Raw genomic sequence first — 17,042 nt, 5'->3', positions numbered from 1 at the left:
CTTAAACTGAATGGTATTTGCTAAATTTCCGGTAATGCCCGCTACAGGAATATTCAAAGATTGCCATGAACCCGATACACTGGAAATAGCATGAGGGATTTCTGCGCCTGAACTGATTACATATACATTTGGGCTTTGATTGTCAGTCCAAACATCAACATGCAAATATTCCATGGTAGAAATGTTTTGGGGATTGCCTGACCAATCAGTACCTTGATAATTAAAATTGGCATACTTTAAAGCATTATTGCCGGCAATCGCCTCTTCGGTAACTACAGTGCTTTGACCCCAATTTGGGTTTGTATTGACGCCCGCGATATTAGCGTAAGCAGAGCCGTAAATCGAGATCACATCACTAGCGATTCTTGAGGGCGGTGTTGGGGCCGCACTCGTAGGCGTTTGGGCAAACCCTAATGAAGAAACCATTAAGATAATTAAGTGGGTAATTTTTTTCATAAGCTTGAGTTATTTAGTTGTTCTCAAATTTATGAATGTATTGCGTTGTCACTTTAAAACTAGAGCATCTAAAAACTATACAAAATTTTAATCAAGCTATTTATCATTAATGACAGTAAAATATGGTATTGCAAGCATTTACTTAATTTAGGGATGGGTATCGAAACCGATAATTCAATTAAATGTTGTGGTAATGTAGTGGGAAATTATTATTATTCGTTGTTAAAAAATAGTATCCCAATAAATTTTTAAGCAATAAAAAATCATAAACATAAAAAAAATCATAAAAAATTACATTAACACGATTTATTAAACCAAAAAAAATCCCTTGACCGTTTTTCAACAGACGAGGGATTGATAGTTCTTAAAACTTATACTTCTTTATAGTTCAAATGCTTTTTTAGGATTGTTGTCCAACAATAATTCCATCGGGTTTTCTAATGCTTCCTTTACGGCAACCAAGAAACCAACAGACTCACGACCATCAATAATTCTGTGGTCATAAGAAAGTGCCACATACATCATTGGGTGAATTTCCACTTTACCGTTTACGGCAATTGGACGTTCGATAATGTTGTGCATCCCTAGAATTCCAGATTGAGGAGGATTGATGATTGGAGTAGATAACATACTTCCAAATACACCACCGTTAGTAATCGTAAAAGTACCACCAGTCATATCGTCAACTGTAATCTGTCCGTCACGTGCTTTTATGGCCAATCTTTTAATATCTGCTTCAACACCACGGAAAGTCAAGTTCTCTGCATTGCGAACAACTGGAACCATTAATCCTTTTGGTCCCGAAACCGCGATGGAGATATCACAGAAATCGTAAGCTATTTTATAGTCACCGTCCATCATTGAGTTCACATCCGGATACAATTGCAATGCTCTAGTTACCGCTTTTGTGAAAAATGACATATATCCTAAACCAACGCCTGCATGTTTAGCTTTGAATTCCTCTTTATATTGATTACGAATCAAGTTGATAGGCGTCATGTTTACTTCGTTAAAAGTAGTCAACATAGCCGTTTCGTTTTTGGCGGCAACCAATCTTTCCGCTACTTTACGACGCAACATCGAAAGTTTTGAACGCTCAGAACCACGGCTTCCACCTGTAGGGGTTCCCATAGATGGCGTTGCATTTACAGCGTCGTCTTTAGTTATTCTACCGTCCTTACCAGTTCCTGTTACAGTAGCCGGACCGATATTTTTTTCATCCAATATTTTTCTTGCTGCCGGAGATGGTGTTCCTGAAGCATATGTTGCCGCTGGAGCTGTCGGTGCTGCTGCTGCTGGAGCCGGAGCCGCTTTTGGCGCCTCGGCAACTGGAGCCGCTGCCGGCGCAGGAACTGAACTGGATGGTTTTGCTGCTGCAGTATCGATTAAACAAACTACTGCCCCTACCGCCACTGCATCACCTTCTTCTGCTTTTAACGTGATAATCCCACTTGCTTCAGCTGGTAATTCCAGTGTTGCTTTGTCAGAATCAACCTCAGCGATTGCTTGGTCTTTCTCTACATAATCTCCGTCTTTTACTAACCAAGTTGCAATTTCAACTTCCTTAATAGATTCCCCTGGTGATGGGACTTTCATTTCTAAAATCATCTTTTATAATTTTTAAATTATGAATTTTTATTTTCGAACTGTCCTAAAAACAATTTCTTTTTTATGTGCTTTATTTTCTAGCCTCGATGTCCAATTAGTCTCGCAATTACCTCTATATTTTTTCAATAAAAAGATATAGCAAACAGCGGGAAATAGCTCCTTATTTTACAAAAATAAGTTTTTATCAAAAACCATTTTCAGGGCATCCGCATGACGTCGTTTTGCTCTGGTGTAACTTCCCGAAGCTGACGCTGAGTAGGCTTTTAGAGAAGCCAGTCTGAATTTCACTAAATTGAAATTCATCAACATAAAGCCATAAGCCCCCATGTTCTTTGGTTCTTCCTGTGCCCAAACGTAATCGTCTGCATTTGGATATCTCGCTATAATCTCTTTTAATTGTTCCACCGGCAAAGGGAACAATTGCTCTATTCTGACAACGGCAACATCTTTGCGACCGTTATTTTCTCTTTCGGCGGTAATGTCATAATAGAATTTACCTGTACAGAATACCAATGTTTTCACTTGTTCTTTGTTGACTGTTTCGTCATCAAAAGTTTCCTGGAAACTACCTGTGGCAAATTCCTCCGCCGATGAAACGACCCTTGGATCACGCAACAAACTCTTTGGCGTAAACACGACAAGCGGCTTGCGGAATTTCGTTTTCATTTGTCTTCTTAGCAAGTGGAAGAAATTGGCTGGCGTTGTACAGTCGGCAACAAACATGTTATGTCTGGCGCAAAGTTGCAAATAACGCTCCATTCTTGCAGAAGAATGCTCAGCTCCTTGTCCTTCATATCCGTGAGGCAACAACAGAACGATTCCGTTTTGGTTGTTCCATTTGTCTTCTCCACAAGAAATATATTGGTCAATCATAATCTGGGCTCCATTGCTGAAATCCCCAAACTGCGCTTCCCATATGGTCAGTGTATTCGGGCTAGCCAAAGCATAACCGTAATCGAAACCTAAAACTCCATATTCAGATAAAAGAGAGTTGAAAATATTAAATTTTCCTAAATTTTCTCCTTCTAAATTATTTATCAAAACTACTTCTTCTTCAGAATCTTCGACTTTTACAACGGCATGACGATGCGAAAAAGTTCCACGCTCGACGTCCTGACCAGAAATACGAACATCATATCCTTCTCTCATCAACGAACCATAAGCCAAATGTTCAGCCATAGCCCAATCCAACCTGTCGGTTTCGAAAAACATGGTTTTCCTGTCGTTGATCAGTTTTTGAATTTTATTGATAAACTTTTTATCCGAAGGCAAATTACAAACTGCATTTGCAACGACTGTCAAATCTTCCTTTGGATAAGATGTATCCACTTTTTCAAGCATTTGCGTATCGGTGACTTGCACGAAACCTTCCCATTCATTTTTCATGAACGGTGTAATTACGGTCAAGGTCTTTTTACGGGATGCCTCTAGGTTTAATTCAAGATCCGATTTGTATTCAACTTCGAGACCTTTTACAAAATTGATATCTATGACACCTTCCGACAATAATTTTGCGGCATACAATTCTCTTGGATTCTGATGCTTGGCAATAATTTTATATAACACAGGTTGTGTAAAACGAGGCTCATCTCCTTCGTTGTGTCCATATTTTCTGTAGCCTAACAAGTCAATGAATACGTCACGACCAAATTGCATTCTGAAATCCAATGCAAAAGACATGGCGTGAACCACGGCTTCAGCATCATCACCATTGACATGCAACACTGGCGATAGCGTTACTTTGGCAACATCCGTACAATACGTTGACGAACGTCCATCAAGATAATTGGTTGTAAAACCTACCTGATTATTGATTACGATATGAATGGTACCTCCCGTTTTATATCCGTCAAGTTGTGCCATCTGGATAATTTCATAAAGAATACCTTGTCCCGCTATTGCGGCATCACCGTGAACGGCAATTGGTAAGACTTTTGAAAAGTCATCCGAAAAATATTTATCCTGTTTTGCTCTGGTAATTCCTTCAATTACCGCTCCCACTGTTTCCAAATGCGAAGGGTTTGGAGCAAGATTGATGCTAATGTGTTTTCCTGTTCTTGTTGTTTTATCAGCGGTAAGACCTAAATGGTATTTTACATCACCATCAAAATATTCCTGATCGTAATCTTTACCGTCGAATTCGCCGAATATATCTTGGGTTGATTTGCCAAATATATTTGCCAAAACGTTCAAGCGGCCACGATGTGCCATTCCCATAACAAACTGTTCGACTCCCTTTTCGGCTGCTTTTTCGATTAACGCATCAAGAGCTGGGATTATCGTTTCCCCACCTTCTAATGAAAATCGTTTTTGACCCACATATTTGGTATGAAGAAAACTCTCAAAGGAAACGGCCTCATTCAATTTATTCAGAATCGATTTTTTCTCTTCTGCAGAAAAATTAGGCTGATTGTCGTTAACCCCTAGTTTCTCTTGAATCCAGCTTACAATTTCTGGCTTTCGGATGTACATATACTCTACCCCTATGTGCTGGCAGTATATGGTATCAAGGTGTTGTATGATTTCGGCTAAAGTGCAAGGAGCGCGCCCGATAATTTTAGCGGCGTCAAAAACAGTATTTAAATCTGCTGATGAAAGTCCAAAATTAGTAATGTCAAGATTAGGCTCGAATGTTCTTCTTTCTCTTACCGGGTTCGTTTTTGTGAACAAATGTCCACGGGTACGGTACCCGTCAACCAGTTTTAATACATTAAACTCTTTTTGAAGTTTTTCAGAAATTTGTGAGTAGTCAACAGTGCCTGAAGCGGCAGCGACAATATGTTCGACAGGATTTTCACCATTGTAAGTCTCCATTCCAAAGTCGAAACCTTGAAAGAAACTTCTCCAACTTGGCTCTACGCTATCTGGATTTTCTAAGTACTGGTCGTATAATTGTGCAAAAAATTCTGTATGTGCTGCGTTTAAAAATGAGAACCTATCCATAATATTAGTGAATATACTTTTTGTTAAAATAGTTTGGCAAAAGTACAATAATCCACTAAATTTACATTTACTTTTAAATACTTTTATGTGTTAAAATGTTAAAAGCCGAGATGTTTATGAGAAAAAATAACTTTCAGCGCGTTTCCAAATCAATTTTGGTACTTATTGTCTCATTTATTTCGAATGGATTATTTGCCCAACAACAAAGCAATACGCCAAGATCAAGCACTGACTTCTGGAACCATGTTCAAATTGGCGGTGGTATTGGATTGGGTTTTGGTTCCGGATATACTGACATATCATTAACGCCCAGCGCAATCTATAATTTTAATGAATATGTAGCCTTAGGGCTTGGCGTGCAATATTCTTATGTAAGCCAAAAAAATTATTATAACTCCCATTTGTATGGCGGAAGCCTTATTGCACTATTCAACCCGATAAGAGAAATTCAACTTTCGGCGGAGCTTGAAGAATTACGCGTGAATATAAATCCGAACGATCCCGCCTACGTTCGGGAAGGTTTCTGGAACACGGGCCTATTTTTGGGCGCGGGATACCGCTCAAATAATGTCACTATCGGAGTGCGCTATAATGTATTACAAGACGATAACAAAGGAGTGTATAGCGATGCTTTTATGCCGTTTGTAAGGGTTTATTTCTAAAAACCAAGCGCCATTTACTTATAATTAACGGTATTTGTTTTTAAACCAGACTTTTTGCCATTCCCTTTTTAGAACTAAAAAAGACACTTGCTCAGCTAAAACAACCAAGTCCGAACCATCCATTCTCTTCACCTCCTCCTCAGAAACGTCAATTATGTAAAGTAGATTAAGGTATTCGGCAAATTTGTACTGAATCAACCTATAGATTTTTTCGTGCAATTGGATTTTCAATTCGTCGGGAGCAATGCTCATCGGAAAATCAATCCCTTCATTGGCCAAATTAAAATCCTTGTTTATCTGTTCAATTAGCTTGAGGTACAAAGCTTCCTTTTCCGCTTCCGAAAGCAATAAATCGACATTTTTTGGCGCTACAAACATTCGTTTTTTGTTTTTTAATTAATGAAATCAGAGTTCTAAAGCTACACTTTCCTACTCATTAAGTTTTCCCCGAAAGCCCTTAACATCGCTTTCTTGTCTTCCCCGATATTCATTTTTTCTAAGGTTCCAAAGGCTTTAAAAGTATAATCCTCTATTGCCTGCTGCGTTGCTTTTGAAGCACCCGAATCATTGAAAATTTCTTTTACCCAATTAATCTTGTCCGCATTATCATCAAGACGCTTTGAAAACACTTGCGTCAACTGTGACGCTTGTTCCTCATTGGAAAAAGCGATTGCTTTTAGATACAGATAGGTTTTTTTATTTTCAATAATATCCCCTCCCACTTGTTTCCCAAAAGTTTTCGGATCACCGAAAGCATCTAAGTAATCATCTTGCAATTGGAAAGCCAAGCCTAAATTCAATCCAAATTCATAAATCAAATCGGCATTCTCGTCAGAAGTTTCAGCAATTACCGCTCCCATTTTCATGGCGGCCGCGACAAGAACAGCTGTTTTATACTCAATCATCTTGAGATATTCAGGAATAGTAACATCATTCCGAGTTTCAAAATCAACATCCCACTGTTGGCCTTCACAAACTTCAAGTGCTGTTTTACTGAAAAGTTTAGCCAATTGCATAAAAATAACAGGCTCGTATTGTTCGAAATATTGATATGCCAGAATAAGCATCGCGTCACCGGACAGAATCCCCGAATTAACATCCCACTTCTCATGAACGGTTTGGTTTCCTCGGCGTAATGGCGCATCATCCATAATGTCATCATGAACAAGTGAAAAATTATGAAAAACCTCAACAGCCATAGCAGCAGGCAGCGCTTTTTTATAATCTGCATTAAATACTTCCGCCGCCATTAATGTCAAAACCGGACGCATTCTTTTACCGCCTAAACCCAAAATATAGGTAATGGGCTCATATAGATTTCTAGGTTCTTTAGTGACAAATTGATTTTCTAAATAGCTAAGGAAAAAGTCCTGGTACTGGTTAATGGCATGCATGAAAATAATTTTTTGGCTAATTTACAGCATTCAGCCGTGATTACAAACCCCGTTTCTTAATGAAATGTTAAAAATGTAAAAATACAATGGAAACTATTTTAGTATTCAAAGTTTCCTTATTACATTTGCACTGAAAATTAACATTTGGAATTAGCTATGAATACTACCCTACCGATACCAGCGACAAAATGGACAGTTGATTCTAATCAATCTGACGTTCTCATTAAAGCAAGACACTCTATAATTGCCTACATAGCAGGATCCATCAATAAATTTAAAGGACACGTAAACATTCACAAAGATGAAATAGAAGATGCATCAATTGAATTTTGCTTAGACATTACTAATACGGATACCACCTTAGATTTTTTACATTTAAATGATTTACCATATATCAATTTTAAATCGACTTCATTCCAAAAAATAAACAACAACATTAACTTTTTAAAAGGAGAAATGACCATTCGCAACATAACTAAAGTGGTGGAACTTGATGCTGAATTTATTGGAATAAGAACTTTTGAAGGAGTTGAAAAGGCAGTATTTGAAGTAGTCGGGCAAATAAACCGAAAAGATTTTGGGCTAACTTCAAATTCTAACCATCAAACGGGGGGATTGTCCTTAGGTCAAGATATAAAACTGATTGCCAGTTTGGAGTTTTCAGTTTAAAAAAAGGAGCAAAACATGAAAGAAAAAATAATTACAAAAGCGAGCGACATGTTCTTGAAACTAGGTTTTAAGAGTATCACCATGGACGATATTGCAAGCGAGATGTGCATTTCAAAAAAAACCATTTACAAATATTTCTGCAACAAGGAAATACTTGTTGAGGAAAGCACCGCTTTAATCCATAAAGAAGTACATGAAATCATAGACAACATTGTAGCAAAGAATCATAATGCGATTGAAGAAAATTTTGAGATACGAAAAATGTTTAAGGAAATGTTTCAGGCCTCAGACACATCACCCATTTATCAATTGAAAAAACATTATCCGGAAATATATGAGAAGGTAATGGCAAAAGAAATTACGGAATGCAACTCCGTTTTCAGACAAAATATTGAAAAAGGAATCAAACAAGGATTGTACAGAGGAAACATCAACGTAGACAGTTACACCAAATTTTATTACACGCTTATATTTAGCGCAAAAGAAACAACCCAATCTGAAAAAGAAGCGCAAAAATTAGAATTGGAAATTTTGGAATACCATACCCGTTCCATGGCGACCCCTGCGGGAATCAATGAACTTGAAAAACACTTACAAAACCCTATCATATAATGAAGAAACTAATTTTCATGGCATTCTTGACATTTGCGATCACCGCAAAATCACAAGACTCGAGCCAAAGCGAACAGCTGAAGAACACCCATTCCTTCAGTCTTGAACAGGCCATAAGCCACGCTTTAGACAATAACTACACTGTGATAAATGCTGGCCGAGACATTCAAACTGCCAAGCAGAAAAAATGGGAAACCACGGCGGACGGTTTGCCACAAATAGACGGTTTTGTCGATTACCAAAATAATTTCGAATTGCAAAAGTCATTGGTGCCCGCAGAATTTTTCGGAGGCAATAAGGGTGAATTCGCAGAAGTCGCCTTTGGAACAAAACAAAACATGAATGCGCGAGTTTCACTAAGCCAGTTGATATTTGACGGCTCCTATATCGTTGCCTTACAGGCTTCAAAAACTTATCTGAAATTCTATCAAAACGCGAAACAAAAAACAGACCTTGACATCAAAGAAATGACCATCAATTCCTACGGAAACGTATTGTTGGCAGGGGAAAGCATCGCAATTTTAAGAAAGAACAAGAGTACTTTAGAAAAAACATTATTCGACACCAAAGAAACATTTAAGAACGGGCTGATTGAAGAGGAAAATGTAGAACAATTGCAAATTACACTAGCTTCCCTGGACAGTAATTTGAAAAACACGGTTCGTTTATTGGACATAGCCAATAAGATGCTAAAAATCACCTTGGGGATTGATATAGACGACCAATTGATATTAACGGACAAATTGGAAAACTTAACAATAACCAATCTGGACCTAGCTTTTTCGCAAAAAGAGTTCAACACTGCGGATAACATAAACTATCAAATGGCACTGAATTTAGAAGAACAAAGGCAACTTGAATATAAATTGCAAAAAAGCAAGGCTTTGCCGTCATTATCGGCCAATCTTAATTTCGGATACAACGCCTTTGGAGAAGAGTTTCAATTCTTTTCCCAAAATCAAAAATGGTTGAATTACTCCAATTTTGGACTGAACCTGAACATCCCTATCTTCAGCAGTTTGGCCAGAAGTTCCAGAACCCAGCAAGCCAAAATAGCCGTAGAGCAAGCCAAGACTCAATTGAGCGAGACGGGCCAAAGATTAAAGTTGCAGTATGCAAATGCGAAAAGTGAATACGAATTTAGCATCGAAGAATATGCCACAGCCAAAAACAATTTAAACCTTGCCGAAAGGATTGAAAAGAAACAACAAATCAAGTTTACAGAGGGATTGTCTTCCAGTTTTGATTTCAGTGAAGCACAAAGACAATTATATTCAACACAACAGCAATACTTGCAATCAATGGTAAATATTATCAATAAAAAAGCAAGTCTAGAAAAATTAACCAACAAATAAAATTAAACTACATTCCAATGATAAAAAATATTTTTCTAACCGTATTTTCACTTGCATTGCTATCATGTGGCGGTGACAAAAAAAACTCAACCGAAGCACTAATAGAAAAAGGCAACTTAAAAGAATTACGATTAAAACGCTCCGAAGTGATTACACAAGCAGATGTATTGTCGAAAGAATTAAAAAAAATAGATGATGCCATTAGCGCCTTGGATCAAAACCATAAAGAAACTCTTATCACAACATTTCAAGCAAAAGACACTGTTTTCAAACATTACTTGGAATTACAAGCAGCCGTTCAAACTAAAGAAAACATTGTCGTTAACGCCGAATTTGGCGGGATCCTAATGCAAATATACGTCAAAGAAGGGCAAAGGGTATCAAAAGGACAAGCCCTAGGGAAAATCGATGATGGGGGGCTTACACAACAGTTGGCGCAGCTAGAAATTCAAGCCGTTTTAGCAAAAACTACATTTGACAGACAAAAGAATCTTTGGGATCAAAAAATTGGTTCGGAAATTCAATACTTACAGGCGAAATCAAACTACGAAGCGCAAAACAAAGCCGTTCTACAATTAAAAAGACAAATGGCTAAAACAATTATAAAAGCACCCTTTTCAGGTATTGTCGACGAGATCATAACAGAAAAAGGTTCGGTTGTAGGCCTAGGAAGTCCTGTTTTAAGAGTCATCAATCTTGGGAACATGTATCTCGAAGCTGAGGTGCCTGAGAAATACATCGGGGCCGTAAAACGCGGAACGGAGGTAATAGTGGATTTCCCAATGTTGAACGAAAAAATAACCACTACAATATCATTAGTAAACAATAATATCAACCCGGGGAACCGTTCTTTTAAAGTGCAAATTCAGGTGCCCAACAAATCCGGTCTTATCAAACCTAACCTATCTGCCAAAATAAACATCAACGATTACTCTAATTTAAAAGTAATCACGGTCCCCTTAAGCATCATCTCAGAAAATGCGGATGGCGAGCAATACATATATATCGCCGAGCAAACGGGGAAAGACAGTCAGGCAATTGCCAAAAAAGTAATCGTTAAAACCGGTAAATCACAAGGAGATCTTATTGAAATATTAGAAGGGTTAAACGATGGCGATTCTATTATAAAAGAGGGAGCCAGAAGTATCAAAGACGGGCAAAAAGTGTCTATAATAAAACAATAACCAATTATGAGCACGAATAAAAAAAGCAAGGAATTTAAATTGTCATCGTTGGCCATTGACAACAAAATGACCGTTTACGTTATCATGGCATTGTTTTTTGTTTTGGGGATTTCGGCCTATTACGCGATGCCGCGAGAGGATTTCCCGGAAATTAAAGAAACAAAAATATACATCAGCACGATCTATCCCGGAAACACGGCGGAGGACATTGAGCGCCTTATCATAGACCCTCTTGAGGAAGACATAAAAAATGTAAGCAATGTTGTTGAAATTCTTTCGACTTCCCAAGAAGATTACGGAATAATTACCGTTGAATTTGACGAGAAAATCACGGTTGAGGAAGCAAAACAAAAAGTAAAGGACAAGGTAGACGGGAAAAAATCTAACGAAGATTGGCCTACTTTTAATGGGGTTAAGGTTGAGCCTAATGTTTTTGACTTGAACCTTTCCGAAGAAATCCCAATTTTAAACATAAATCTATCCGGTGACTTTCCAATAGAGAAGTTAAAGGAATTTGGTGAATATTTGAAAGATGAAATCGAAGGTTTAGCAGAAATCAAGGAGGTAAACATTCGTGGGGCGCAAGAAAAAGAAGTAGAAGTTGCAGTAGATGTGTTCAAAATGATGGCGTCAAAAGTTAGCTTTGACGACGTAATAACCGCAATCCGAAACGGAAACGTGACCATGTCAGCTGGAAATATAATTTCAAGCGGACAAAGAAGAACCATCAGTATTAAGGGGGAGATAGAAAAGCCAACCGATTTGGAGAACTTTGTCGTAAAGACACAAAACGGAATTGTTTACCTCAAAGATGTCGCTAAGGTTTCCTTTAAAAACGTTGACAAAACCACTTACGCAAGAGAATTCGGAAAAAGTGTCGTGATGCTCGACGTAAAAAAGAGGGCCGGAAAAAACATGATTGAAGCTTCGGAAAAAATCAAAACTATTATTGCCGAGGCAAAAGAGAATGTTTTGCCGAAAGATTTAAATTTAACGCTTTCAAATGATTCTTCTTCGAAAACTTTAAATCAAGTGGACGACCTTGTCAACAACGTTATCTTTGGAATCATCCTTGTTGTTGGCGTTTTAATGTTTTTCCTAGGGTTTAGAAACGCCCTTTTTGTTGGATTTGCCATACCCATGTCGATGTTTCTATCCTTTATGGTGTTAGATGCATTAGGCTACACGATGAACACGATGATTCTCTTTGGACTTATTATGGGACTGGGAATGCTTGTCGACAACGGAATTGTAGTTGTCGAGAATGTATTTCGATTAATGGAAGACGAAGGCATGGATCGCATGCAAGCGGCGAAAGAAGGAATTGGAGAAATCGCCATGCCTATCATTATCTCCACACTTACAACTGTGGCCGCCTTCGTGCCTCTCGGGTTGTGGCCGGGTGTAATGGGCCAATTTATGGTATATTTCCCTATAACGCTTTCTGTTGTATTAGGTTCTTCATTGTTTGTGGCTATCTTTTTTAATTCTGTTTTGGTGTCACAGTTTATGGACATCAATGAAAAGATATTGACAAAAAAACAGTTAATCCGATTGACTTTGATTCTAGGTTCATTTGGACTTTTGATTCTCTTTTTTGGCGGTGCTGTTCGTGGTCTTGGATCCCTGATGATATTTACAGTTGCAATGTTTTGGCTGTACAAATATGTCATAAAAGACAGAACATTAAAATTTCAGAATAATACTTTAAATAAGTTAGAAGACAGCTATGAGAAGGCGTTGAAGTTTTTCTTGTCCGGCAAAAAACCATACATGGTAGTAGTTGGAATGTTCTTCATGTTCTTTATCGTCTTGATATCTTATTTTGGATGGAGTGTCGGAAGTGGCAGAACAAAAGTTGAATTTTTTCCGGACAACAAACCAAATCAAATTATAGTTTATATCGAATACCCTCAAGGTACAGATATTGAGAAGACAAATAATATAACAAAAGACATTGAAAAAAGAGTGTATGCAGTTCTTGATTCTAAAGAATTTGTAAATGAGGAAACGAAATCTAACTATCTAGTGGAGTCAGCGGTTTCCCAAGTTGGAGAAGGTGCTGGAAATCCTCAAACCGACGGCGGTTCATCAGCAGAAATGCCACATAAAGCAAAGATTACAGTTTCGATGCAAGAATACAAGTTTAGGGAAGGAAGGGATTCTGAAGAGATGAGGCTCAAAGTACAGGAGGCCTTAAAAGACATCTATCCCGGAATCTCGATTTCTGTAGAAAAAGACCAAGCTGGCCCGCCGGCAGGATATCCGATAAATATTGAGATAAAAGGTAAAGATTACACCGAACTGATCGTTACTGCCGAAAGAATGAAAGAATTCATTAACGGTAGAAACGTGCCTGGAATAGACGAACTAAAAGTAGATGTTAACAAGGGAAAACCGGCGATGCGAGTACAAGTCGATCGTGAAAAAGCGGGTGGAATGGGAATTTCAGCTAGTCAGGTTGGTAATCAGTTAAGGCGTTCTGTTTTTGGAGAAAAAGCAGGAGTCTATAAGGAAAAAGGCGAAGACTATGACATCAATGTTAGATTTAATTATGAAGACCGTTACAACCAAAGTACGCTTTTCAATCAAAACATAACTTTTAGGGATATGGCATCAGGCCAGCTAAAAGAAATTCCCGTTTCGACTGTGGCAAGCCAAAAGAACACATCGTCCTTTAGCGCAATTAAACATAGGGACTTAAACCGAGTAGTGGTATTGTATTCCGCATTATCTCCCGGTTTTACGGATGCAGGATCAGTGGTAAATCAAATCCAGGCCGAGATGGCTGATTTTGACGCTCCAAAATCTGTTAAATTTGATTTCACAGGCCAAATTGAAGAACAAAACAAACAAATGTCTTTCTTGATGGGAGCGCTATTTACCGGTTTAGGGTTAATCATGCTCATATTAGTTTTCCAATTTAACTCAATTTCAAAACCAGCAATTATAATGGTTGCCGTATTTTTAAGTTTTATTGGAGTATTCCTAGGCTTGATGATTACCGGGTGGCCATTTGTAATCATGATGACTATGATGGGTATTATTTCTTTGGCGGGGATTGTAGTGAATAACGGGGTCGTACTTTTGGATTATACCGAATTATTGCTGAGCCGTAAAAAAGAAGAACTAAACTTACCCGAAAGCAATATCTTAGATAAAGAATACATTTTTGAAGCGATTGTAAACGGAGGTAAAGCAAGATTACGTCCTGTTTTATTAACTGCAATAACCACCGTATTAGGGTTAATACCATTGGCGATAGGCTTTAACATCGATTTCTTTTCATTATTTAGCGAATTGGACCCTAAAATATACATCGGAGGAGATAATGTAATATTCTGGGGACCATTGGCCTGGACCGTTATCTTCGGATTGGTGTTTGCAACATTCCTAACGTTGATTGTAGTGCCAGTACTGTATTATTTGGTTAATCTATTCAAATTGTGGAGAATCGGAAAAAAAAATAAAACCATAACGAGCTAAACACTAAGGCTTCACTTGCGGGTTGGATTCAGGAATCTAGTGACAGAGGATTCGTGGATTGGATTGATTTGAGAGATCGTTACGGAATTACAAGATCGATTGAAGCTATTTAAAAAGCATCGTTTTTTAATGGAAGAGGAACCCGCTATGGCTATCGTAGCGGGTTTTGTCTTGTTTGCCATGAAATAACAAATAAAAATAACGGCATAAAAAAAAGCTTCCACACATTGCGGAAGCTTTTTTTTTAATTGTCTCCTATTAATCTGCGTTAACCACTGTGTCTTGTTTCCAGTTTTTCACTGAGGCCACTCTGTTATCTGAATAATCGACTTCACTTAGAACCGAGTCATTCCAGAAAAACCATTTGCCTACTTTTTGTCCTTTATTATACTCCGCAACAGCACTTTTATTTCCATTTGTATCATAAGAAACCCATGTCCCTTGCAGTTTCCCATTTTTATAAAAACCCTCTTGTTGCACTTGGCCATTATCATACAGGTAAGTAGCCTTAACCAAATTTCCAACCGCTTCCAGTTTTGGTTTTACAGTATTTTGCGCAAAAATCATCCCTGAGATTAGCATCGCTCCGATAACTATATATTTTTTCATCCTGTAAAGTTTTAATGGTTTCTCTAACAAATATATAAAGATATTTACATTAAAAATACAATTTGATAACAATTTAGTAACACTGAGCGAAAGCTTAACATTGGGAATATAAAACATATTCATCCACGGCTACTAAAAAACCGATTTTCTCAATTCATTGTTCATAATAAATTCTAAATTTGCAGCCAAGCCCAAGGGGCGAAAAGATGTAATAATCTAAACTTTTGATAATGTATAGAAGTCATAATTGTGGCGAATTAAACGCCTCACATATAAACTCTGAAGTAACGCTTGCAGGCTGGGTTCAGAAATCTCGTGATAAAGGATTCATGAATTGGATTGATTTGAGAGATCGCTACGGAATTACACAACTGATTTTCGACGAAGGCCGTACCGAAAAAACGGTATTTGAATTGGCCAAGACTTTAGGACGTGAATTCGTGATTCAGGTTAAAGGAACCGTTATAGAGCGCGAAGCCAAAAACAAAAACATCCCCACTGGAGAAATTGAGCTTTTAGTCACCGAACTAAAAATATTGAACGCCGCTTTGACGCCGCCTTTCACTATTGAAGATGAAACGGACGGTGGTGAAGACATTAGAATGAAATACCGTTACCTAGACATTAGAAGAAACCCTGTGAAAAACAGTTTGTTATTTCGTCATAAGGTAGCTATGGAAGTGCGCAAATACCTTTCTGACCTGGATTTCTGCGAGGTCGAAACACCATACCTAATCAAGTCAACTCCAGAAGGAGCCAGAGATTTCGTTGTGCCATCCAGAATGAATGAAGGACAGTTTTATGCCTTGCCACAATCACCACAAACTTTCAAGCAATTATTGATGGTGGGTGGAATGGACAAATACTTCCAAATCGTGAAATGTTTCCGCGACGAAGATTTGCGCGCAGACAGACAACCGGAATTTACGCAAATCGATTGCGAAATGGCTTTTGTGGAACAAGAGGATATTTTAAATGTATTTGAAGGATTGACAAGACATCTCTTGAAAGAGATAAAAGGAGTTGAAGTAGATAAATTTCCCCGTATGACTTACGAGCATGCAATGAAAACCTACGGGAACGACAAACCGGACATCCGTTTCGGAATGGAGTTTGGCGAATTGAACGAAGTAGCCAAAAACAAGGAGTTCCCAGTATTTAATGCTGCAGAACTTGTTGTTGGAATTGCAGTTCCTGGAGCAGGAAATTATACGAGAAAAGAAATAGACGCCCTTATCGAATGGGTTAAACGACCACAAGTAGGAGCTAGTGGAATGGTATATGTAAAATGCAATGAAGATGGAACTTATAAATCATCTGTAGATAAATTTTACGATCAGGCTGATTTGTGCAATTGGGCAACAACGACTGCAGCGACAGCCGGCGATATGATCTTTGTATTGTCTGGACCCTCAGATAAAACTAGAGCACAACTAAGCGCTTTGCGTATGGAACTGGCCACAAGACTGGGATTAAGAAACCCCGCAGAATTCGCCCCATTATGGGTGGTAGACTTCCCTCTATTGGAATTTGAAGAAGAAAGCGGTCGTTATCATGCGATGCATCATCCTTTTACTTCCCCTAAACCGGAAGACATGCATTTACTGGAGACTGATCCGGGTAAAGTTCGCGCCAATGCATATGACATGGTGTTAAACGGAAATGAAATTGGAGGAGGCTCTATCCGTATACATGATAAGGCGACACAGCAGTTAATGTTTAAATATTTAGGTTTTACCGAAGAAGACGCAAAAGCACAATTCGGATTCTTGATGGATGCCTTCCAGTTTGGAGCGCCACCACATGGCGGCTTAGCTTTTGGATTGGATAGATTGGTGGCTATTTTGGGAGGTCAAGAAACCATCCGTGACTTTATCGCTTTCCCAAAAAATAATTCAGGAAGGGACGTAATGATAGATGCGCCATCAATAATTGACGAATCCCAATTAAAAGAGCTGCACATAAAATTACGATAAGGTAGTTAATCGGATATATTTACCGGAAAACGTTGAATATCAATTATTTTAATAAAAAAATAGGCAATGATAGTATTCGTATTATAAT

12 protein-coding genes and 1 pseudogene are annotated in these 17,042 nt (G+C 38.1%); 7 read left to right on the top strand and 6 right to left on the bottom strand.

What is annotated here, in order from left to right:
- The 3 genes and pseudogenes from VIH09_RS09350 to VIH09_RS09340 form a co-directional block, all read right to left on the bottom strand.
- Window positions 1–456: pseudogene (locus tag VIH09_RS09350) on the bottom strand (hypothetical protein); the annotation flags it as partial.
- A gap of 381 nt (window positions 457–837) precedes the next feature.
- A complete protein-coding gene (gene odhB / locus VIH09_RS09345; RefSeq protein WP_331580242.1) occupies window positions 838–2,064 on the bottom strand; it encodes a 2-oxoglutarate dehydrogenase complex dihydrolipoyllysine-residue succinyltransferase in 1,227 nt (408 codons plus the stop codon).
- 165 nt (window positions 2,065–2,229) lie between these two features.
- Window positions 2,230–5,007 (bottom strand): 2-oxoglutarate dehydrogenase E1 component, encoded by a 2,778-nt coding sequence (locus VIH09_RS09340; RefSeq protein ID WP_331580241.1) that lies wholly within the window; start codon window positions 5,005–5,007, stop codon window positions 2,230–2,232.
- Window positions 5,008–5,123: 116 nt separating this feature from the next.
- Here VIH09_RS09340 and VIH09_RS09335 point away from each other — a divergent pair, with 116 nt between their 5' ends.
- The gene (locus VIH09_RS09335) at window positions 5,124–5,669 is read left to right on the top strand and encodes a hypothetical protein (RefSeq protein ID WP_414656151.1); all 546 of its coding nucleotides are present in this window, start codon (window positions 5,124–5,126) and stop codon (window positions 5,667–5,669) included.
- Window positions 5,670–5,693: 24 nt separating this feature from the next.
- On the opposite strand, the gene VIH09_RS09330 is transcribed toward VIH09_RS09335, so the two are convergent.
- Entirely contained in the window at window positions 5,694–6,047 is a 354-nt protein-coding gene (locus VIH09_RS09330; protein ID WP_331580237.1) for a hypothetical protein, read from the bottom strand.
- 41 nt (window positions 6,048–6,088) lie between these two features.
- On the bottom strand, window positions 6,089–7,063 hold the full coding sequence (locus tag VIH09_RS09325) for a polyprenyl synthetase family protein (RefSeq protein ID WP_331580235.1): 975 nt from the start codon (window positions 7,061–7,063) through the stop codon (window positions 6,089–6,091).
- Between the two features lie 156 nt (window positions 7,064–7,219).
- On the opposite strand from VIH09_RS09325, the gene VIH09_RS09320 reads away from it, so the two are divergent.
- The 5 genes from VIH09_RS09320 to VIH09_RS09300 are packed head-to-tail and all read left to right on the top strand — an operon-like array spanning window position 7,220 to window position 14,369.
- Window positions 7,220–7,732: a YceI family protein gene (locus VIH09_RS09320; protein ID WP_331580233.1), complete on the top strand. Its 513-nt coding sequence runs from the start codon at window positions 7,220–7,222 to the stop codon at window positions 7,730–7,732.
- Window positions 7,733–7,747: 15 nt separating this feature from the next.
- The gene (locus tag VIH09_RS09315; RefSeq protein WP_331580231.1) at window positions 7,748–8,344 is read left to right on the top strand and encodes a TetR/AcrR family transcriptional regulator; all 597 of its coding nucleotides are present in this window, start codon (window positions 7,748–7,750) and stop codon (window positions 8,342–8,344) included.
- Window positions 8,344–9,699: a TolC family protein gene (locus tag VIH09_RS09310; RefSeq protein WP_331580229.1), complete on the top strand. Its 1,356-nt coding sequence runs from the start codon at window positions 8,344–8,346 to the stop codon at window positions 9,697–9,699. The genes VIH09_RS09315 and VIH09_RS09310 overlap by 1 nt, the downstream gene beginning before the upstream one ends.
- Before the next feature lie 17 nt (window positions 9,700–9,716).
- Complete coding sequence (locus tag VIH09_RS09305) at window positions 9,717–10,883, top strand: efflux RND transporter periplasmic adaptor subunit (protein ID WP_331580226.1); 1,167 nt, start codon at window positions 9,717–9,719, stop codon at window positions 10,881–10,883.
- Between the two features lie 6 nt (window positions 10,884–10,889).
- Window positions 10,890–14,369 (top strand): efflux RND transporter permease subunit, encoded by a 3,480-nt coding sequence (locus VIH09_RS09300; protein WP_331580224.1) that lies wholly within the window; start codon window positions 10,890–10,892, stop codon window positions 14,367–14,369.
- 258 nt (window positions 14,370–14,627) lie between these two features.
- Here VIH09_RS09300 and VIH09_RS09295 read toward each other — a convergent pair whose 3' ends face one another.
- Window positions 14,628–14,978, bottom strand: a complete 351-nt coding sequence (locus tag VIH09_RS09295; RefSeq protein WP_331580222.1) for a membrane-binding protein — start codon at window positions 14,976–14,978, stop codon at window positions 14,628–14,630.
- 230 nt (window positions 14,979–15,208) lie between these two features.
- On the opposite strand from VIH09_RS09295, the gene aspS reads away from it, so the two are divergent.
- Complete coding sequence (gene aspS / locus VIH09_RS09290) at window positions 15,209–16,954, top strand: aspartate--tRNA ligase (RefSeq protein ID WP_331580220.1); 1,746 nt, start codon at window positions 15,209–15,211, stop codon at window positions 16,952–16,954.
- Window positions 16,955–17,042: the final 88 nt, after the last annotated feature.

The sequence above is a fragment of the Flavobacterium sp. genome (assembly GCF_036515215.1).
Lineage (GTDB): Bacteria > Bacteroidota > Bacteroidia > Flavobacteriales > Flavobacteriaceae > Flavobacterium.
This window is presented reverse-complemented; position numbering and strand designations above follow the sequence as displayed.